Origin of the sequence: Streptomyces sp. TRM68367, assembly GCF_014495685.1 — a bacterium.
Lineage (GTDB): Bacteria > Actinomycetota > Actinomycetes > Streptomycetales > Streptomycetaceae > Streptomyces.
Genome location: NZ_JACTVI010000134.1, coordinates 1 through 19048 on the forward strand (window position 1 = coordinate 1; position 19048 = coordinate 19048).

The 19048-nt window shown below is 69.8% G+C and carries 17 protein-coding genes; 9 read left to right on the plus strand and 8 right to left on the minus strand.

The genetic code is table 11. The annotated features are described in order from the left end of the window. Positions 1 to 60: 60 nt before the first annotated feature. Positions 61 to 1284 carry an RNA-guided endonuclease TnpB family protein gene (locus H8R17_RS41040; RefSeq protein ID WP_187828292.1) on the minus strand — a complete coding sequence of 408 codons (1224 nt, stop codon included), beginning with the start codon at positions 1282 to 1284 and terminating at the stop codon, positions 61 to 63. A gap of 25 nt (positions 1285 to 1309) precedes the next feature. Between H8R17_RS41040 and tnpA the strand changes: the two genes are divergently transcribed. Beyond that, positions 1310 to 1726 carry an IS200/IS605 family transposase gene (tnpA, locus tag H8R17_RS41045; protein WP_187828293.1) on the plus strand — a complete coding sequence of 139 codons (417 nt, stop codon included), beginning with the start codon at positions 1310 to 1312 and terminating at the stop codon, positions 1724 to 1726. Positions 1727 to 2150: 424 nt separating this feature from the next. On the opposite strand, the gene H8R17_RS41050 is transcribed toward tnpA, so the two are convergent. Together H8R17_RS41050 and H8R17_RS41055 are read right to left on the minus strand one after the other, a co-directional pair. Continuing rightward, complete coding sequence (locus H8R17_RS41050; protein WP_187828294.1) at positions 2151 to 4160, minus strand: FtsX-like permease family protein; 2010 nt, start codon at positions 4158 to 4160, stop codon at positions 2151 to 2153. Beyond that, positions 4157 to 4879, minus strand: a complete 723-nt coding sequence (locus H8R17_RS41055; protein ID WP_187828295.1) for an ABC transporter ATP-binding protein — start codon at positions 4877 to 4879, stop codon at positions 4157 to 4159. Before H8R17_RS41055 ends, H8R17_RS41050 begins: the two co-directional genes overlap by 4 nt. A 162-nt stretch (positions 4880 to 5041) precedes the next feature. On the opposite strand from H8R17_RS41055, the gene H8R17_RS41060 reads away from it, so the two are divergent. Further along, complete coding sequence (locus H8R17_RS41060) at positions 5042 to 6238, plus strand: histidine kinase (RefSeq protein WP_187828296.1); 1197 nt, start codon at positions 5042 to 5044, stop codon at positions 6236 to 6238. Further along, a complete protein-coding gene (locus H8R17_RS41065; RefSeq protein ID WP_187828297.1) occupies positions 6235 to 6894 on the plus strand; it encodes a response regulator in 660 nt (219 codons plus the stop codon). Before H8R17_RS41060 ends, H8R17_RS41065 begins: the two co-directional genes overlap by 4 nt. A 433-nt stretch (positions 6895 to 7327) precedes the next feature. Here H8R17_RS41065 and H8R17_RS41070 read toward each other — a convergent pair whose 3' ends face one another. Both H8R17_RS41070 and H8R17_RS41075 read right to left on the minus strand, forming a co-directional pair. Then, on the minus strand, positions 7328 to 8212 hold the full coding sequence (locus tag H8R17_RS41070; protein ID WP_187828298.1) for an SgcJ/EcaC family oxidoreductase: 885 nt from the start codon (positions 8210 to 8212) through the stop codon (positions 7328 to 7330). 5 nt (positions 8213 to 8217) lie between these two features. After that, positions 8218 to 8808 carry a hypothetical protein gene (locus H8R17_RS41075; RefSeq protein WP_262505908.1) on the minus strand — a complete coding sequence of 197 codons (591 nt, stop codon included), beginning with the start codon at positions 8806 to 8808 and terminating at the stop codon, positions 8218 to 8220. An 853-nt stretch (positions 8809 to 9661) separates the two neighbouring features. Here H8R17_RS41075 and H8R17_RS41080 point away from each other — a divergent pair. Beyond that, positions 9662 to 11545, plus strand: coding sequence for a PA domain-containing protein (locus tag H8R17_RS41080; RefSeq protein WP_187828300.1), 1884 nt, complete (start codon positions 9662 to 9664; stop codon positions 11543 to 11545). A 279-nt stretch (positions 11546 to 11824) separates the two neighbouring features. Beyond that, entirely contained in the window at positions 11825 to 12022 is a 198-nt protein-coding gene (locus H8R17_RS49615; protein WP_187828301.1) for a Tn3 family transposase, read from the plus strand. On the opposite strand, the gene H8R17_RS41090 is transcribed toward H8R17_RS49615, so the two are convergent. The 3 genes from H8R17_RS41090 to H8R17_RS41100 all read right to left on the minus strand — a co-directional run bounded on the left by H8R17_RS41090 (position 11944) and on the right by H8R17_RS41100 (position 14487). Next, positions 11944 to 12447, minus strand: coding sequence for a hypothetical protein (locus H8R17_RS41090; protein WP_187828307.1), 504 nt, complete (start codon positions 12445 to 12447; stop codon positions 11944 to 11946). The two genes, H8R17_RS49615 and H8R17_RS41090, sit on opposite strands and share 79 nt — an antisense overlap. Before the next feature lie 256 nt (positions 12448 to 12703). Continuing rightward, the gene (locus tag H8R17_RS41095) at positions 12704 to 13564 is read right to left on the minus strand and encodes an ABC transporter permease subunit (RefSeq protein ID WP_187828302.1); all 861 of its coding nucleotides are present in this window, start codon (positions 13562 to 13564) and stop codon (positions 12704 to 12706) included. Further along, entirely contained in the window at positions 13561 to 14487 is a 927-nt protein-coding gene (locus H8R17_RS41100; RefSeq protein WP_187828303.1) for an ATP-binding cassette domain-containing protein, read from the minus strand. Before H8R17_RS41100 ends, H8R17_RS41095 begins: the two co-directional genes overlap by 4 nt. A gap of 133 nt (positions 14488 to 14620) precedes the next feature. On the opposite strand from H8R17_RS41100, the gene H8R17_RS41105 reads away from it, so the two are divergent. From H8R17_RS41105 to H8R17_RS41120, 4 genes are all read left to right on the plus strand, one after another. After that, positions 14621 to 15793: a sensor histidine kinase gene (locus tag H8R17_RS41105; RefSeq protein ID WP_187828304.1), complete on the plus strand. Its 1173-nt coding sequence runs from the start codon at positions 14621 to 14623 to the stop codon at positions 15791 to 15793. Then, positions 15790 to 16446, plus strand: a complete 657-nt coding sequence (locus tag H8R17_RS41110; RefSeq protein ID WP_187828305.1) for a response regulator transcription factor — start codon at positions 15790 to 15792, stop codon at positions 16444 to 16446. Before H8R17_RS41105 ends, H8R17_RS41110 begins: the two co-directional genes overlap by 4 nt. A gap of 348 nt (positions 16447 to 16794) precedes the next feature. Continuing rightward, complete coding sequence (locus tag H8R17_RS41115) at positions 16795 to 18198, plus strand: SMI1/KNR4 family protein (RefSeq protein ID WP_187828306.1); 1404 nt, start codon at positions 16795 to 16797, stop codon at positions 18196 to 18198. Beyond that, positions 18170 to 18883, plus strand: coding sequence for a recombinase family protein (locus tag H8R17_RS41120; protein ID WP_262505909.1), 714 nt, complete (start codon positions 18170 to 18172; stop codon positions 18881 to 18883). Before H8R17_RS41115 ends, H8R17_RS41120 begins: the two co-directional genes overlap by 29 nt. The last annotated feature ends 165 nt before the right edge of the window (positions 18884 to 19048 follow it).

Consider the following 19048-nt stretch of genomic DNA (forward strand, 5'->3'; position numbering starts at 1 on the left):
TTGACTTGTACCTCGGGCTGAAGCCCGAGGATTCTGGCCTTCTCGATCGTTGCGGTGCCGCTACGCGGCACGGGCTTCGGTCGGGAATCCGTGACTTCCTGTTTCTTCGCGCTGTGCCAGAACGGGTTCTGGTCTTACCGGCGCTCCGCAGGCCGTTGCCGCCAGTCCGGCGGCCGTTCTGACATTGATCGCGGCGTTGTGGTCGCGGTCGTGGACGGTGCCGCAGGCGGTACAGGTCCACTCCCGGACGTCGAGGGGTTTGGGCCCGTCCACGGCTCCGCAGGTGGAGCAGGTCTGGCTGGTCGGCTCGAACCGGCCGATCCTGATCAGGGTGCGCCCGTACCGCGCGGCTTTGTACTCCAGCATGTTCACGAACTGTGACCAGCCCGCGTCGTGAACGGACTTGGCCAGCTTCGTGCGCGCCAGTCCCGTCACCGACAGGCTCTCCACGGCGATCCCTTGGTTCTCGGAGATCAGCCGGGTGGAGAGCTGGTGGTGGAACTCCTTGCGGGCGTCGGTGACCTTGGCGTGGGCGCGGGCGACCCTCAGCCGGGCCTTCTCGCGGTTCCTCGATCCTTTCTGTTTGCGGGACAGGTTCTTCTGGGCCTTCTTCAGCTTCTTCTCCGCGCGGCGCAGGAACCTCGGGGAATCGATCTTCTCGCCGGTGGACAGCACGGCGAAGTGGGTCAGTCCGAGGTCGATGCCGATGCTCCGGTCCGACTCGGGCATCCGGCCCGCATCGGCGGCGGGGTCGGTGTCGACGACGAAGGACGCGAAAAACCTGCCCGCGGCGTCCTTGACCACGGTGACCGAGGTCGGGATGGCGGGCAGGGCACGCGACCACTTCACCTTCACCGCACCGACCTTCGGCAGCTCCAACCGCCCGCCGTCGGTGATCTTCCAGCGGGCGTTGGCGGTGAACCGGATCGACTGCCGGGCATCCTTGCGGGACTTGAAGCGCGGGGAGCCGGCCTTGGGGCCTTTGCGGGTGCCCTTCAGGGAGGCGAAGAAGTTCTTATAGGCGGTCTCGGCGTCGCGCAGGGACTGCTGCAGGACAACCGCGGAGACCTCGCCCAGCCAGGCCCGTTCCGCCGTCTGCTTCGCCTGGGTGATCAGCTTTTTCGACAGCTCACCGGCCTTCGGGAACGGCCTGCCCGCCGTCCGGGCGTCCTCCCGGGCGCGCACGCAGTCATTGAACACCACGCGGGCGCACCCGAACGCCTTCGCCAGCGCGATCCGCTGACCGGCATCCGGGTACAGGCGAAAGCTGTACCGGAGCTGCATGACGGCCACGATACATAATTGGGTTATGGCCGAGATGGAGAAGATCAGAACTGGCAGGCACTGTGCTTTCGTGATGCATGTTCACTTGGTTTTCGTGACCAAGTTCCGGCACAAGGTGTTCAGCGATGCACATCTGGTGCGCATGGAGGAGATCATGCGATCGGTGTGTGCGGACTTCGAGTGCACGCTGGTGGAGTTCAACGGCGAGACCAACCACGTCCACCTCCTGGTGAACTTTCCGCCCAAAGTCGCCGTCACCAAGCTGGTGAACTCCCTCAAGGGCGTCTCCTCCCGACGCCTGCGCCAGGAGTTCCCCGACCTGGTCCGTCACTACTGGCGGGCCAACAAACTATGGTCCGGCTCCTACTTCGCCGGCACCGTCGGCGGTGCCCCGCTCTCCGTCGTCAAGCAGTACATCGAGCAGCAGAACCGGCCACTGTGAGCCCTGCCCGGCTCCGCCGGGACCAAGCCGTCACGGCGCTCCGCGCCGCTGGTGGTGGACACGCGATGCCCGGCTCCGCCGGACCGGATACGGCGACGCTCCGCGTCGCCACCATCAGATTCGCTTCACCACCGGCCTGAAGGCCGATGNCGCGATGCCCGGCTCCGCCGGACCGGATACGGCGACGCTCCGCGTCGCCACCATCAGATTCGCTTCACCACCGGCCTGAAGGCCGATGAACTGCGAATGAATCCCGGTAGCGAGTCAGGCCAAAGTCGCGCCTGAGCTGCCGGTTGGGGTAGTCGCTCAGATGCGTCGAGAAAGTCGAGGTAGGCGCGCCAAGCCCGGATGCCTGACGCGGCCGTCCGCCGGCTCCGTGTGCCGCAGGGGCTGGGCCCGGCCGTCGGGCTCAGCCCCGCAGCGCTCACTCTCCCCGTGCCCCCGCCTGCCGGGTTACCGTCCGCAGCAGAGGACGGCTCAGCCCGGCGGCCGTCAGGATTCCGGCGAACCCGGCGGCGCAGCACACCGCGAGAACGATCAGGCCGCCTGCGTCGAACGACGAGTCGCCGCCGGCCAGCGTCAGCGATCCCCCGCACAGCAGCCCCGTCGCGACAGCCCCGCCCGCCAGCACCGTGACCGGGATCAGCGTCTCGCGGTTCCGGGCGGCGTCCAGGACCCGCAACGGGGTCCCGGCCAGGTACAGCAGGCCGTAGGTGCGGCGGCGGTCCAGGACGGCGGCGGCCGCGGTGATCCCGGCCGAGGTGATGGCGACCGTGAACGTCACCACGAGCACCACCCGGGTGATGGTGGTGAAGTCCCGGGTGAACCGTGCCTCGGACCAGTTCACATCGGTGCCGGTGACCGGGTACTGATCGGGTGTCAGGCCGGTCAGCGCGGTACGGGCGCGGTCCAGCTCGGCCGGGCCGCCGGACACGGTGGCGGTGACCTGGCGGCTGTCGTAGGGGGCCTCGGCCACGAAGCCGTCGTCCACGCCGATCACCGCGGTCACCCCGGCGGCGCGCAGGCGTTGTTCGGCCAGCGTCCGTACCTGCGCCACCTTGTTGTCCGGGGCGGCGATGGCGAGCTGGTCGGGCCGTCCTCCCCACGGGGGAGCGGCGTCCAGGGTGAGCAGGGCGAAGAACCCGGCTACGAAACCGGCCAGGGTGAGCCCGGAGACGATCCGCCAGGCGGCCTTCGGATCGTCGAGCAGCCGGCGCCCGGCCAGCAGCGTAGCCGGCCGCTTGGCCAGGGCAGTGACGGTCCTGCCGAGCAGCCGGACCACCCAGGGCCCGATCACGGCCAGCGCCAGGAAGACCGCGGCGAACGCGTACAGCGCCATGGAGTCGTCGCTGCCGTACTTCTTGGTGATCCAGCCGTATCCGGCGACGACGGCCACGAAGACCACAGCCCGCACGGCGCTCGCTCCCCGGCTGCGCGACCGGCGTGCCACGCCCAGCGGGCCGACGACGACCTGACGGAGCCCGGCGAGCGCGCTGACCACGACCAGCGCGACCACCCCGGCCGTCACCGCCAGCAGTGGCGGTGCGCCGATCCACAGGTCGGCTGTGTACCAGCCGCCGCCCGCGAGCGGCAGACTCGCTGCCACCGGAAGCAGCACCGCGTACCCCACGGCACCGAGCAGCGCCCCGGCCGTCCCGGTCAGCAGCGCCTCGGCGGCCGTCAGCCCGGCGATACGGCCCGGCGTGGCGCCGATCAGGCGTAGTGCGGCGAGCCGCTGGTCTCGGCGGGAGACCGACAGCCGGGCGGCGGAGGCCCCCAGCACCAGCAGCGGAACGATGACGAGGACGGTGGCGAGCCGGGCCAGGAACTCGTACATCCTGCCCGTGCCGTCCGCGAGCTGCGCGCCGGTGAAGGATGCGACGCGGGTGGGGGAGGCGATGTCGCCGACGCGGCGCGGATCGGGCGCGCGGGGGGCGGTGACCGCCGGGTCGGTGGAGCGGTGTCCGACGACCGCGACGAGTTCGCCGGGGTGCGCCAGCGCCGCGCGGCCCAGCGTTCCGGTGGGTGTGCCGGGGACCGGGTGGCGGTCGGCGGGCAGCCGGTCGAGCAGGGCGCCGAGCGCCGGGGAGACCCACAGTTCGCCCGGGGCGGGGAAGCGGTCGAGGCCGGGCGGGGCGGGAGCGGTGCGTCCGGGCAGCCGGGCGACGTCCACGACGGTGACGGGCACTCCCCGGGTGAACGTCGTCCCGACCGCCTCGACGGCCACCGGACGGGAGGACTCCACCGGGTTGCGCCAGTCGGTGCGGTCCGCGCGGTGCTGGAAGCCCAGGTTCATCGCGACGCACAGCAGCAGCAGTGTGGTGGACACGGCCGCCGCCGCGACCGCGAGCCCAGTGGCGAGCAGGCCGGTGCGGCCGCCGGCCCGGGCGAGCCGCCAGGTCAGCGCCCAGGTGGTGCGGTCCAGTGCCCTCATCGCCGGTACCCCGCCTTCACCTCGGCGCCGGTCTCCGTCTCGGTCTGGGCTCCGGTCAGCAGGCCGTCGCGGACCTGCACCGTGCGGTCGCACCAGCGGGCCACGTTCGCGTCGTGGGTGACGACGACCAATGCGGCGCCCTGGCTGCGGCTGACCTCCACCAGCAGGCGGATCACCTCCAGGCCGGTGGCCTGGTCCAGCGCGCCGGTCGGCTCGTCCGCGAAGATCACCTTCGGGCGGCCGACCAGGGCCCGGGCGATGGCCACCCGCTGCGCCTGGCCCCCGGACAGCTGCCCCGGGCGCCGGTCCTCCAGGCCCTGCAGGCCCAGCGGCCCGAACCACTGCCGGGCCTGCTCGACGGCCTCCCGGCGCACCGTGCCGCTGAGCATCAGCGGCAGGGCCACGTTCTCGTCGGCGGGCAGTTCCGGCAGCAGCTGGCCGGACTGGAAGACGAAGCCGAACGCGGTGCGGCGCAGCTCGCTGCGGGCCGGTTCGCGGAGCTGGTCGATCCGCGTGCCGTCCAGCAGGACTTCACCGGAGTCGGGCCGTTCGATCCCGGCCAGGCAGTGCAGCAGGGTGGATTTGCCGGAGCCGGATGGGCCCGTGACGGCCAGTGACTCACCGGCCGTCACGTCGATGTCGACGCCGACCAGGGCGCGGGTCATGCCGTAGGACTTGAACAGGCCGGTGCCGGTCAGGACGGCAGAGGGGGTGTTCATCGGGCGGTCTCCCCGGAGAGGACGGTGATCATCAGGTGCATGCCGTCCACGATCGGGGCGCACGGTTTCCGGCCGGCTCGGCCGGACGGCCGGTTGTGGTGGCCGTCCATCGGCCATTCGGCCGAGTCCGCAGGGAATCGCCGCTTCCGTATGCTGCCCGGCGTGTACTCCGAGACTCCTCTGCTCCGCCGGGCGCTGTTGGCCGCCGGCTGGATCTTCCTCGGCCTGGTGTGGTTGGTGGACCTGGCCGCCGGCCGGGCGACGGACCCCCGCTGGACGAGCTGGCTGCCGATCGTGTCCGGCCTTCTGGCCTGCGCGGCGCTGCTGGCGCCCGGCCGTCGGCCGAGCGTGGAGGTACGTGCCGCGCTCGTCGCCGGCGGCTCGCTGGTCCTCACGGTCGGGATCGGCGCGTTCGCGGGCCCGGACGGTGCCGGTACCTGGGGGCTGCTGGAGAGCGTCGCGCTGCTGGTGCTGTTGTCCCGTGCGGTGTGGGCGGTGCCGAACCCGAGGACTGCGGCGGCCGTGTCGGCCGCACTGACCGTGGCGGTCATCGTGATCCCGCTGCGCTGGCTGCCGAGGGACATCCAGTACGACAGCCAGACCGCCGTCACCGGGTCCCTGCTGATGACGCTCGCCGCCGGGACGGCTCTCGCCTGGGGTCTGCGCGCGCGGCTGCTGGAGGAGCATCGGGCCCGCGACATCGCCGCCGTGCGCCAGCGCCAGCGCCTGGAACTCGCCCACGACCTGCACGACTTCGTCGCCCACCACGTCACCGGCATCATCGTCCAGGCCAATGCCGCACTGACCCTCCGGCATACCGCACCGGAACAGGTCGGGCCGCTGCTGGAGAACATCACCCGGTCCGGATCGGAGGCACTGGACTCGATGCGCCGTCTGGTGCGGGTCCTGCGCGAGGACGACCACGCAGGCGTGCGGCCCGGCGAGGTGTGGGCAGAACTCGCCCGCCTGGTCTCCGCATTCTCCGGAGAGGAAGCGGACGCCCAGCTGCACGTCGCCGCGGCGGCCCGCGAGGTACGGCTCGCCCCCGAGGTGGAAACCTCCGTGCACCGCGTGGTGCAGGAGGCATTGACCAACGTGCGCCGGCACGCGTCCGGCGCCGTGGTCGCGGTACGGGTCGACGTGGACGGGCACCGGCTGCGGGTCGAGGTGCACAACACGGCGCCGGCCGCGCGTCACCCCGTCCCCGTCGGCGGACGCGGCGGCTTCGGGCTGGTCGGCCTGCGTGAACGCGTCGAAGCGGTGGAGGGCACGCTGACCGCCGCCCCCACCGACGACGGCGGCTGGCGGGTGACCGCCGCATTCCCGGTGCTGGCCGCTGTGGCAGGATCACCGGCGTGAACGATGCGGCGATCCGGGTCCTGATCGCGGACGACCAGGAGCTCGTCCGCATGGGCTTCCGGCTGATCCTCGGCGCCCAGCCCGGCATCGAGGTGGTCGGTGAGGCCGCCGACGGCGCCGCCTGCGTGGAACTCGCCCGCCGACTGCGGCCGGACGTGTGCCTGGTCGACATCCGGATGCCGAAACTGGACGGCCTGGACGTCACCCGGGCGCTGGCGGGCCCCGGAGTCCACACCCCGATGAGGGTCGTCGTGATCACCACGTTCGACCAGGACGACTACGTGCACACCGCGCTGCGCAACGGGGCCTGCGGCTTCCTGCTCAAGGACGCCCCGCCCAGCCTGCTGATCGAGGCGGTGCGGGCCGCCGCCCGCGGCGACGCGCTGGTCTCCCCCGCCGTCACCGTCCGATTGCTGAAGGAACTGTCCTCCACGCGGCCCGAGCCGGATGCCGACTGCCCGCTGACCGAACGGGAACTGGACGTGGCCCGGCTCGTCGCGGTGGGCCGGACCAACCAGGAGATCTGCGACCAGCTGGTGGTGTCGCTGTCCACCGTCAAGACGCACCTGGCCAACATCCAGCAGAAGATCGACGCCCGCAACCGGGTCGAGATCGCCGCCTGGGCGTGGGAGTGCGGCATGGTCCGGGAACGATAGGGGCGGCTGCACAGCCGCTGCACAGGGAGGTGCGTCCGGGCGCGAACGGTGATCACGCCCATCCGGGCCAGACGGTGAGGTGCTCCAGCTGCGCGGGACGCCGGCGGGGAAACCTGGCCGGTGTCCGATGCCCGGGAACACGACGCCCTCGCCCCAGCCCGGCTCCGCCGCTGCCGGCCGGGGCCGTGGCAGCGGCGGGCCGCCTGGCATGGTTGCCGTCGTCACGCGTCCGGCGGCCAGGGTGCGAGTGCGGTGTCGACCGCGCGGGCGGCCGTTTCGTTGTCGGCCGAGGGAACCGGGAGACACCGGATTGGATCGCTGATCGTTCACCAGGGTCGGGGCGATCACCGGTGGCACGCGTAGCGCGTCCGCCTCGGTCCGCTGCTACAGCTGTCGCGTTGTCGCGCGGCCCTGCGGAGCGTCTGGTCGGAGTTCAGGCCCCGGTGGAGTCGGACGGCGGGCGCGGGCCGCCGAAGCCGTGTTCCGAGAGGTCGAACCAGTTGCCCTCCGGATCCATGGCCCGGTACTCGGCGAAGGGGCGGTTGGTGAAGCGTTCGGCCGGTTTCGGAGTGCCGGCCGCCACCAGGGCCTCGGTGGTGGCGGCCGTGTCCTCGATGTGGAACCCGAAGTGGTTGAAGCCGACCGGGGTCTCACCGTCGAGCTGATGCTTGATCAGGGCAAGGGAGAGATAGCCGTCGGAGAGGAAGCAACTGCCGTCCGGATCGCGGTGGAATAGTTCCATCGCGAAGACCGAGGAGTAGAACTCGGCCAGCTTCTCCGGGTCGCGGGCCACAATGGCCAGGTGGCGGAGCCTCGGCCGCGCGGCGGTGGGTTCGTCCACGGTGGAATCCTTCGAGTCGGGGTCCTGCTGCGCCGGGCGGGGCGCGGGGATCATGTTGTGGAAGGCGCTGATCAACCAGTGGCCCTCCGCTGTCCGTTCCACGACGGCCAACGCGTGCGTGGTGGTCAGCGGCTGCCCATCCGGGGCGGTGATGGTCGATTCGGCCTCCACCGTGGCGAGGTCGGGGCGGAGGAATCGGACGGCCACGACGCGTGTGTCGAGGACGGTTCCCGCGTACGGCCCGTGGAAGAGGGCGTCGTGCCCGGCCGCGATGCCGGTCCGGCCGGGTGGCTTGTCGCCGCGTACGGTCGTGAAGTCGCAGTCCTCCGCGAAGCTCGCGGCGAAGAGCGCGGCGTCACCCGCCGCCCAGCCGCGGGCCATCTCGGCCCACAGGGCGCGGATCGTCCGGGCGTCGTCACGGGTGCCGTCCTCGGTGCCGTCCTGGGCGGGTGCGTTCGTTCCTTCGGGCTGCTGCATTGTTCTCACGCCTTCATCAGTGAACTCGTACGGATACGCAGGTCGACCTCGGGGCACTCGGCGCCCTGGGAACCTTCGGCGGGATGCTGGGGAGGCGGGGCCCAGGCGCCCAGGGCGTGGTAGAACTCGCCGTCCCGGCGCTCCAGGTAGCAGATGATGTTGAGGGGCCAGCCGGTCCGGCCGAAGAGATGACGGTCCATGGGAGTCGGGCGCTCGCTGAGCGTCTGGCCCCGTTCCGACGGCGGGCCCAGGCGGTGCCAGTCCGGGTGCATGTGGATGGAGCCGAGCAGGTCCATCCCCAGGGCCTCGGCCTCTCGGGATGCCCGGAGGAGGTCGTGGGAGTCCATCCACCAGCCGCGGTGCTCGTTTTCGTAGGCCGGCCCGAACTTCGGCACGATCGTCTCGCGGAACTCCCGTAGAGCCGCCGGATCACTGGTGCGGGCATTACGGCCGAAGGCGACACGCCGCACGTGGTACGTCGTCGCCTCCGCGCTGCCGAGCAAGAGCGCGAAGCAGGGCAACGGGGCCTCAGGGGTGATGAGTTGGTACTCAGCGGCAGCCACGGCGAGGAAGTCCGCGAGTGCCTCGCCGTCCATCAGGACGGTGGGAGGAGGGGGGATGGTACGACCGGTTGCTGAACAGCCGGCCGAGCTGCATCGGGCGTCCGGCGAACCGGACCCGGATGCGTTCGTCACAGCGGACATGGGGTGGTCTCCGTCGAAATGGGGGGTGGGGAGGCCGTTGGAGCGGAGTGCCCGGAGACGTTACTTGAGAGTTCACGCTCACAGGTCGACTGCCGTGAACTGTGGGGATTTCCCTACGGCTTGATAGGAACTTGCGGTCGGACGGTTCGCGACGTCGAAGGGGATGAGCGTCAAACGTGCGACGGGGTGCCGTGTGCAGCAGGCGATTCACATCGACCTTGCTCGCGTCGCCTTGGCACTGCCGGTCAGCCTGGCGTCGAGATCCTGTCCGGCATGGGCCAGGAAGGCGCTGTGGTGTCTGATCGGCGATTGCGACACCGGCAGGGTTGTGCACTCACAAGCACGCCCGACTTGGACGTCCGAACCAGTCGGCCAAGCACAGAGCCCGCTCACAATCGCTTCCGCCCACCGCGCTTCGAAGCCGTGCCCACAGCGTGCCCGTGAGAGCGGGCAACACGGTCAACAGCGGTGCGAACAGGCCCTCCCGCCGACACCGACGCCGGGAATCCATGCAGGACGGCAATCGGGGGCCCCGCAAGCGCCCTCGCTTCCCAAGCTGAGAGCGCGAGTTCGATTCTCGTCACCCGCTCCATGACTAAGCCCCAAGTCAGAGACCTGGGCCTTTGCGATCACGTTAACGCGGCTCCGCAACCCTTTCCTCACAGGCCGCACACAGAGTACGTTCCCTTCGCCGCCCCCCCGCGCCTTCTTCACTCTCACACCAAGGAGAGCCATGGGAAGAGCCATGGGCAGAGCGAGAGTCCGCGTACGCGCCGCGAGTTGTCTCGCCGCGGTGGGCCTCGTCGCCGGCGGCTTCGCCGGTGTCGCCCGAGCACATGACGGTGTCTCCGCCGACGACGGCGGTATCGACAACGCCGGGGCCACACACGATCACCACAGCCACCAGCACGGTGGTGACGAGGGCCATCTCCCCGCCGGAAGTGAGAACGTCCGGCTCGTCAGCAAACTCGGACTGAAGAACGTCGAGCCCGAGAAGATCGCCGACGTCGGTGTCTTCAACGGGTACGCCTACCTCGCCGCCTGGGGCGGCGCGACCTGCAAGTACAACGGCGTGCACGTGGTGGACATCCGAAAGCCCGCCGTGCCCAAGGAGGTCGCCTTCATCCGGGCAAAGGAGGGCAGCGCACCGGGCGAGGGCATCCAGACCCTGCACATCGACACCCCGTACTTCAACGGGGACGTGCTGGTCAGCAACAACGAGAAGTGCAAGGAGACCGCCGGCTTCGGCGGCATGAACATCTACGACGTCAGCGACCCGACCCGTCCGACCCCGCTCGCCGAGGGCGTCGGCGACCACACGGTCACGGGCCAGGGCAAGAAGGACGCCAACGACATCCACAGCGTCTTCGCCTGGGACGCGGGCGACAAGGCGTACGCGGTCATCGTCGACAACGAAGAGGGCCCTGACGTCGACATCGTCGACATCACCAACCCGAAGAAGGCCAAGGTCATCGCGGAGTACGACCTCGACGAGGCGTTCCCGCAGATCGTCCAGGACGCCCCGGCCAACCTCACCGAGATCTTCCTGCACGACATGGTCGTCAAGGAGATCGACGGTCGGCAGATCATGCTCGCCTCCTACTGGGACGGCGGCTACGTCACCTTGGACGTGACCGACCCGAGGAAGGTCGCCTACCTCGGCGACACCGACTTTGCCGCACTCGACCCCGAGGCACTGGAGAGCGGCTTCCAGGTGGCGCCCGAAGGCAACGCCCACCAGGCCGAGTTCACCGTCGACAACAAGTACGTCATCGGCGCCGACGAGGACTTCGGGCCGTACGCGCTCACCGCCCGCAACCTCACCGACGGCACCGACATCACGGCCAGCCAGGGCAGCAACACCACGCGGCTGGAAGAGGGCCAGACCATCACCGGCGACTCCGTCTTCGTGGGCCAGGCCTGCATCGGCGACCCGGCGGTCCCTGCCGGAGATCCGAACGCCGTGGACGTCGCCGTCGTCGAGCGCGGAGTGTGCACCTTCAGCGAGAAGGTCGCGAACGTCATCGCGGCCGGCGGCTACGACGCCGTACTCGTCTTCAACCGCACCGGAACGGACGCCTGCGACCAGACCCTCGGCATGAGCGTCGAGGGCGACATCCCGACCTTCGGCGTCGCACCGCGCGGCCAGGGCTTCGCCATCTTCGGCCAGCCCTACGACGACGCGGCCTGCCAGGCCGGAACGGGCCCCGCGCAACTGCCGGTGCCGCTCGGCACCAAGGGCGACCGGCTGGCCTTCTCGTCGTATTTCGACGGCTGGGGCTACGCGCACCTGTACCGCAACGAGAGCGGCAAGCTCACCGAGCTGGACACCTACGCCGTTCCCGAGGCGCACGACCCGGCACACGCGACGGGCTCCGGCGACCTGTCCATCCACGAGGTGGCCGTCTCCGAGAAGCGGGCCGAGCTGCTCTACTTCTCGTACTACGCGGCCGGACTGCGCGTCGCGAAGATCGTCGACGACGAGATCGTCGAGGTGGGCCACTACATCGACGAAGGCGGCAACAACTTCTGGGGCGCCCAGGTCTTCGAGTCCGGCGGCAGGGAGTACGTCGCCGCATCCGACCGCGACCACGGGCTGTACATCTTCGAGTACACCGGAGGACTGTGAGGAGCGGGCGCGGTCAGGAACGGGGCCGCTGACCACGCGGGGCCGCGCCGATGAGGGCGCGGCCCCGCGTGTCGCGTTTTGAACTCCTCGACGAACGAACTCGGTCGCGCAGCCGGTCCGCCGGGGCCGGCGCGGAGTCGGGCGTCGCCGGTGGCCAGGTATCGGCCGCCCAGGGCCATACGAGGCGCGTTCTTCGACGAGGCGGAGAAAGATCCCGCTGGGCGGGGTGGTGCGCGAGGAGTGGCGCAAGGCGGTAGTGGATGAGCGCTCCAGTCCGCGTTGCTGCACGTCAACACCCTGCTGCTTCAGGACATCCTGAGCGAGGAGAAGTGGCAGAAGCGGCTCACCGACGGCGACCGACGGGCCGTGTCCCCGCTGTTCTGGACCCACGTGAACCCTTATCTGGACACTTCAGGAGGTGCTGATCCGTGTAGCACGGCGTTGGCCCTGGCGACGAATGCGTCGCACGCTGCTTGAGCTGCGCTGCCACGCTGAAGCATCTCTGCTTTGTCGTCAGTCCGGACGATCGCGCTGGTGAGCTCCAGCACTGTGTTGGCCTGATCAGCAAGCTGTTGAACGTCTCCCTGGCTGCTTATGAGCTTGAGGCGAGAGGCACTGCTGCGTGTCTCCACGTAGAGCCGGTAGGACTCGGCCCGTGCAGCCGCAGCTTCTTCACCCATCGGATCGGCATCCCAGCGTGACCATCGGTCGTACTGCGCGCGGCGATAGTCTTCGGCGAGGGCAATGAAGGCAGCACAGCTGTCGAACAGGCGCTGTTGTTGCTGGTGAGAGTGGGCGCGGGCCTCGGCTCGGCGGGCGGACTTCTCCTGGTAGTGGTGCGCTATGACAGAGCCCAGCAAGGTGCCCACCACGGCTATGGCGCCAGCAATAATCCCCTCCACGCCTGGTAGCGCATCACGATGGCGTCCGGCCGCGCGAGCTGCCTTTCGGTCGTTTCTGCAGGTCGGAATGCGTCGTCATTACCTAGCCTCCTGGTCGTGGCAGGAGAACCCTCAACCGGCACCGCGTGGCACGACCAGGCCGGAAGCCTGAGCGCGGGGCGGAGCCGTCACACTCCCGCCTGGCACCCGGCGAGTACGGACCAAGAGCCTGCTGCAACGGCCCGGTGTACATCTTTGGCAGCCAGGCCCTGCGGACTCACAGATCGTGTCGGCGGACGGCGGCCACAGCGACGCCTGCTGCGGCGAGGGGCCAAGCCGCGTACACGATCCACGACCCGCTGATGGTCGCCGGGTAGGGGGCCGATCCGAAAGGGTCGCCCATCTGCACCAGTCGTTCCCACGCACTGCGGGGCAGCGCGTGAAGGATGGCGGACGACCAGCGGTGGCGGTCGTTGAGGAGGAACGGCAGCAGCAGAAGGATGCCGGTGAACGTCACGAGGGTGGTTGCGGTGTGCCGGATGAGGGTGCCAAGGCCCATCCCGACGAGCGCGCACACCGGAGCGAGCAGCGCGGATGCAGCGACAGCGCGGAGCGCGCCGGGGTAGCCGAGGGACAGGCCGATGCCCCGACCGGACAGGATGGCCTGTGTCACGCCGAACGAGGTTCCCGCGCCGACCGTGCCGTAGACGAGCATGACTGCCGTTACGACGGCCATCTTGGCCGCTACGACCGATCGGCGGGCCGGCACTGCCGCGAAGGTCGTGCGGATCTGTCCGGTGCTGTACTCGCCGACGATCGTGAGGGCGCCGATGCTGCCGGTGGCGAGTACCAGGACCATGCAGGCGCCGATGGTGAAGGCGTCCCGCATGGCCCAGATCGGAACGAAGAGGGCTCGGATCCCTTCGTTGTAGGTCGGCCAGTTGTTGTAGTCCGCGACGGCCGCGCTGATGTTGATGGCGATGATGAGCAGCGCGCCGGCCCCGAACGCCCAGGAAATAGACCGCAGCGACCAGAGCTTGATCCACTCGGCGGCGAGGAGGTCCCGGAAAGGGGCGCCGGGCTCGGCGACGCGCACGGCGGTCGAGACGGCCGTCTGCTGTGTGGTGGTCGAGGTCATCGGGATTCTCCTGCGAGGTATTCGACGCTGTCGGCGGTGAGTTCCATAAATGCCTCTTCCAGTGAGGAGGCGCGGGTGGCCAGCTCAAGGAGCACGATGCGGTGGTGGGAGGCGAGTTCCCCGATGCGGGCCGCGCTCAGGCCGGTCACGGTGAGCCACTCCTCTGCGTCGGCGACCGAGTCGTCCGGCTGTACCGAAGCGCCCTCGGCTTCGAGCACAGCTGCCAGCGCGGTGGTGTCGGGTGTCCGCACGGTCACGCTCTGGCGGGTGCCGCGGGCCGCGAACTCCGTCACGCTCTCGTCGGCGATCAACTCGCCCCGGCCGATGACGATCAGGTGCTCGGCGGTGTTCTGCATCTCGCTCATCAGGTGGCTGGAGACGAACACGGTGCGTCCCTCGGCGGCCAGTCGCCTGAACAGGCCGCGTACCCACCGCACGCCCTCCGGGTCCAGGCCGTTGACCGGCTCGTCGAACAGCAGCACCGGGGGGTCGCCGAGCAGGGCCGTGGCGATGCCGAGCCGCTGCTTCATGCCCAGGGAGAACCCGCCGATGCGGCGCCGGGCCGCGGGAGCCAGTCCTACCTCCTCAAGGACCTCGTCCACCCGGCGCCGCGGGATGCCGTTGCTGCGGGCCAGGGCGGACAGGTAGGCCGCTGCGCTGCGTCCGCCGTGGACGTCATGGGCGTCGAGCAGGGCACCGGCGTGACGCAGGCCGCGCGGGTGGTCCCGGAACAAGTGACCGTCGATGGTGGCGGTGCCGCTGCTGGGTTCGGTCAGGCCGAGGAGCATCCGCAGTGTGGTGCTCTTTCCGGCGCCGTTGGGTCCGAGGAATCCGGTGACGTGCCCAGGGCGCACGGTGAAGGTCAGGCCGTTGACGGCAGTGGTCTTGCCGTATCGCTTGGTCAGTTCGTTGACTTCGATCACCCGGCCAACGGTGCCGGGGAGGGTGGCCGTACGGCATCGGCCCGTCGGCTGCACTGGCGGAAGGGCTTGTATACCGTGGGCGTACGCCCACGGGCCAATGTTCCGCCGCTGGTCAGGCGATTACGATCGCCTCATGTCCGCCAAGCCGCGTTCCCTGCTGTCCTGGCACCTGCGGCCGGCCGCGCGGGCGGCTCTGGCCTGGTGCGGGGCGATCGCCTACCCGTTCGCGCTGTTTTTCGCGGCACGCGGCAGGCCTTTCGACTCCCCCGGTTTGCCCTTTGTCTCGGCAGCCGCGGTCACGGTCCTGCCTCTCGGACTGCTGCGCCGCCGCCCACTGCCGGCCCTGGCACTGATGCTCCTGGGTACGTACGTCACGGCGACGACGACTCCGTTCTGGCAGGTCGTGTATCTGCTGGTTCTGGCAAACGACCTCGCCATCGGATACATCGTGGCCACCCGGCCTCGCCGCATCGCGGTCACCGCTGCCGTCATGACGCTCGGCATACAGGTCGCCTTCGCCGCACGCCTCGGGACCGGAACGGACGGCTTCGCCCGCACGGTCGTGGTCCTCGTCCTCGCGCTTGGTGCCGCCTGGATGACCGGCCATTCGGTTCGCGAACGCCGAGAGCACGCTGCGGCACTGCGCTCACAGAGCGCCGCCCAGGCCGTCGCTGCCGAACGGCTCCGGATCGCCCGTGAGCTGCACGACATGATCGCGCACAGCATCGGCGTCATCGCCATTCAGGCAGGCGTGGGCCGCCGGGTCATCGACACACAGCCGGACGAAGCCCGCAACGCGCTGGCCACCATCGAAGACACCAGCAGGGAAACCCTCGCCGGGCTGCGGCGCACCCTGGGAGCACTGCGCCGCACCGAACCGGGCCCTGGGGCGGAGGCCGCGCCGCGCGAGCCTGCCCCGGGGCTGGCCGACCTCGACCGGTTGACCGCGTCGACGAAGGACGCGGGCGTCCATGCCGACGTGCGATGGCTCGGAGAACGACGGCCCCTGCCCCCCGATATCGACCTGGCCGCCTTCCGGATCGTCCAGGAGGCCCTCACCAACGTCGTACGCCACGCGGACACCCCCGACTGCCGCGTCACCATCGGATACCAAGACGGCGAACTGACCATCGAGGTCGCCGACGACGGCCGCGGCGGCCCCACCTCCAGCACCGGATACGGCATCACCGGAATGCGGGAACGCGTCACCCTGCTACGCGGCCAGTTCACCGCCGGGCCTCGCCCCGAGGGCGGCTTTCGCATGGCAGCCCGGCTCCCCCTCTCCGAAGGAGTGCACATCTCATGACGGTCCGCGTCGTGCTTGCCGACGACCAGCCACTGGTCCGCAACGGCCTGCGCGTCCTGATGGCCGACGCCCCCGACATCGACGTCGTGGGAGAGGCCGGAACCGGCGCCGAAGCGGTCCAGTTGGTCCGGGATACCGAGCCCGACGTGGCAGTGATGGACATCCGCATGCCAGGCATGGACGGCATCGAGGCCACCGGGCTGATCACGGCAGCCGCTGGAGCGACGCGCGTCCTTATCCTCACTACGTTCGACGATGACGAGTACATCTACGGCGCTCTCCGAGCGGGTGCGAGCGGATTCCTCGTCAAGGACATGGCACTGGACGACATCCTCGGGGCGATCCGCGTGGTCGCCGCCGGAGACGCCCTGATCGCCCCGAGCGTCACGCGCCGCCTGATCGCAGAGTTCGCCGCCCGCCCCGAACCAGCCCCGCATCCACGACCAGTCGGGAACATCACCGAGCGGGAACGTGAGGTACTGACCCTCGTCGGACGCGGCATGTCCAACAGCGAGATCGCCGCCCACCTCTACATCAGCGTGGCCACGGCAAAGGCACACGTAGCGCGGCTACTCACCAAACTCGAAGCCCGCGACCGGGTCCAACTTGTCATCGCCGCCTATGAAATCGGCGTGGCAACACCACCTCGGTGAACACCAAGCACCTCAGTCGCCGAAGCTCGCCGGCCGAAGCGACGAGGCCCGAACTCTCATAAACGTTCCTTTGCGCGAACAAGATCAACAAACGGCCACCAGGCCCCCGCCGAACCCGGATTCGTTCGCAGAACCCGTTCTCACTCAAAAGTGGGACGGACCCTTCCGATACTTGCATTGTACGAAAATCCGGGCCCATGACGGACCCTCAGCAGACTTCCCCGACTGTGACTGAGCGTTCCAGCTGGCCTGTGAGCGTTTGGTTGGCCACGCTGAGTGGCGTTGTTGGGCCCTGACAGCGTGGGCTCGGAGGCTTCGGATGTCAGTGGTTCCACGTACGGTCTGCGCATGGTTGATCAGAGGCCCCCCGTGGCATCGATACTCGACTTCGCGACCTGGGAGCCCGTGCTGCGGCTCCTGCTGTCCGACCACCCGCAGAGGCCTGCTGCCCGGTCTGTCCGTGTGGCGGGACGTATCGGCCGGCATGGCTGGAGTCTGGCCCTGAAGCGACGGATGCCGCCGCCGGGCCGAGCCGCGCAGGTGGAGGACATGCAGGAGGAGTTCGACGCGGTGGAGCGGGTGCAGGGCGCGCTCGCGGACGCTGGAGTCGACGACATCTCGTTCACGGCGGAGATCCGACCGACCGGGAAGACCGCGCTCCGCCTGCTCGGGCCCAGCCCGGCCGTGGAACCCGGCATCGGCACCCCGCACCCGGGGGCGCTCATCCTGGTCGACGGCTCCGTTCCCGAGCCCTGGCGTCGTCTCCCTGATCCGGTGCCCGGGGCAGTTCCGGCCCCTTCGGCGGACCTGGAGTTGCTGGAGCGGACGCTGCGCGAGCGGCTGCCGCACGCCATCGGCGCGACGGAGGAGGAGATCGCCGCCGCCGAAGCGCGCCTCGGCGTCACGCTGCCCGACGAGCTCAAGGTGCTCTACCGTGTGACACGGGCACGGTGGGAGGACTTGGGCGACGATTACGAAGCGGCGGAGCGCGAATGCGCAGCGGTCGGCTGCGAGCTTTTCGATCTTGACGGCCTGTACGTCGCCGACGCGTCGTCCCGCCACTGTCGCTGGGAGTTCGCGGCGATGGAGGCGGTTGTCACCCCGCCCCACGCCATGGTGCAGGGCCTCGTCGGCTCACCTGGCTGGATCGCCTTCGGCGACAATGGCGGCGGAGACCGCCTGGCCGTCGATCTGACACCCGGCCCCCGCGGGCACATGGGACAGGTCATCATGCTCTCCCACGAGGAGAACGCCGGCGCCGCGCTCGTTGCCGACTCCCTCACCGACCTGGTGCTGGGCCGGCCCGGCGCAGAGCCCAGCAGTCCGCACGAGCAGCAGCCACCAGTCGTGGCCAGGGTCAACATCGCAAGCCTGAAGAGCATCCAGGCCGCCGCGCACCCCGGCTTGGAAGTCCTGTCCATCGGCGTGTGGGACGGTGCGCCATTCAGCCTTGCCCCCGTCACCGGGCTGACCCGCCTACGCACCCTTACCGCCTACCCCGGCACGCTGGCCGACCCCCTGGAGATCATCAAGCTCACCGGGCTGGAGTTCCTGGAGCTTGGCCCGGAAGAGTGGCGCGTCCTCCTCGACGCCGGAGCCGTCCCACGCAGCCTGTCGGCCGCCGCCATCGTGGTACACGGCAACCAAGACCCCCTGCCCATTGTGGACATCGCCAACGAAATCCTGGCCCTCTGGGACCGGCCCCAGATCATCCAGACCGTCCTTGAAGGAGACCTCGGCCCCCTGGCATAGCCAACGGGGCAACCAACGGGTCGCACAGGACGACGCGTTCCACGGCCGCGCGCGAGACAAGATCTTCAGCGAGAAGATCAGCACCCGGGTCCGGGTCCGACTCCGGTTCGAGGAGGCCCTCCGTACGGCGCGGGAGGTCAAGGCGCACGCCCCGCACTGCCGGGTGATCTTCACCGTGTACGAGATGAAGCGCCTCGGCCGGGACGCCGCCGAACTCACCGCCCTCGCCGACCACCTCACCGCCCACGGCCTGGTCCTGGAGATGCTCGCCGGGCCCCTGCCCGGCATCTACGATCCCACCGGTCCGGGCAAGCTGCTGTTCGCGTTCTTCGCGGCTATGGCGGAGACCGAGCGGGAGAACATCCGTGAGTCCACGCTGGAGGGGCTCGACACGGCAGCCCGCAAGGGCAAGCACGGCGGCCGGCCCCCGGTCATCACCGACGACATGCTCCACACCGTGCTCCGGCGCCGCGCGGGCGGCGAGTCCGTCGAGCAGATCCAGCCCGACCTGATCATCCCCACCGGCAAGCGCAAGGGGGCAGAACCCCTCCGTCGCCAGCATTTACCGGGCGCTCGCCGAGCACGCCAAGCGCGAGGCGTACCCCGAAGCCGTCGAACAGGCCCACGCCGACTTCGCCGCCCTCCAGGTCGGCGAAATCCCCGGACCCCGCCTCGCTCTCCCTGACCGAGCGTCACTCTGATTACAGAGAGCTACTTGTCACTTCGCCGTAGCTTCGGGAGAACAGGGCCGGCTTGGCGATCGGTGAAGTCGGCCCGGGGCGCGGTTCCGGTCTTCCGACCGGCCCGTTTCCCCGGAGCCGCTTCCCGAACCGGGCATGCGACTTGGCAC

Bases quoted from the DNA above. Each gene is read 5' to 3' on its own strand.
- H8R17_RS41040 (WP_187828292.1), bottom strand. From the start codon at position 1,284: ATGCAGCTCCGGTACAGCTTTCGCCTGTACCCGGATGCCGGTCAGCGG.
- tnpA (WP_187828293.1), top strand. From the start codon at position 1,310: ATGGCCGAGATGGAGAAGATCAGAACTGGCAGGCACTGTGCTTTCGTG.
- H8R17_RS41050 (WP_187828294.1), bottom strand. From the start codon at position 4,160: ATGAGGGCACTGGACCGCACCACCTGGGCGCTGACCTGGCGGCTCGCC.
- H8R17_RS41055 (WP_187828295.1), bottom strand. From the start codon at position 4,879: ATGAACACCCCCTCTGCCGTCCTGACCGGCACCGGCCTGTTCAAGTCC.
- H8R17_RS41070 (WP_187828298.1), bottom strand. From the start codon at position 8,212: ATGCAGCAGCCCGAAGGAACGAACGCACCCGCCCAGGACGGCACCGAG.
- H8R17_RS41075 (WP_262505908.1), bottom strand. From the start codon at position 8,808: ATGGACGGCGAGGCACTCGCGGACTTCCTCGCCGTGGCTGCCGCTGAG.
- H8R17_RS41080 (WP_187828300.1), top strand. From the start codon at position 9,662: ATGGGCAGAGCGAGAGTCCGCGTACGCGCCGCGAGTTGTCTCGCCGCG.
- H8R17_RS41095 (WP_187828302.1), bottom strand. From the start codon at position 13,564: ATGACCTCGACCACCACACAGCAGACGGCCGTCTCGACCGCCGTGCGC.
- H8R17_RS41105 (WP_187828304.1), top strand. From the start codon at position 14,621: ATGTCCGCCAAGCCGCGTTCCCTGCTGTCCTGGCACCTGCGGCCGGCC.
- H8R17_RS41110 (WP_187828305.1), top strand. From the start codon at position 15,790: ATGACGGTCCGCGTCGTGCTTGCCGACGACCAGCCACTGGTCCGCAAC.
- H8R17_RS41115 (WP_187828306.1), top strand. From the start codon at position 16,795: ATGGTTGATCAGAGGCCCCCCGTGGCATCGATACTCGACTTCGCGACC.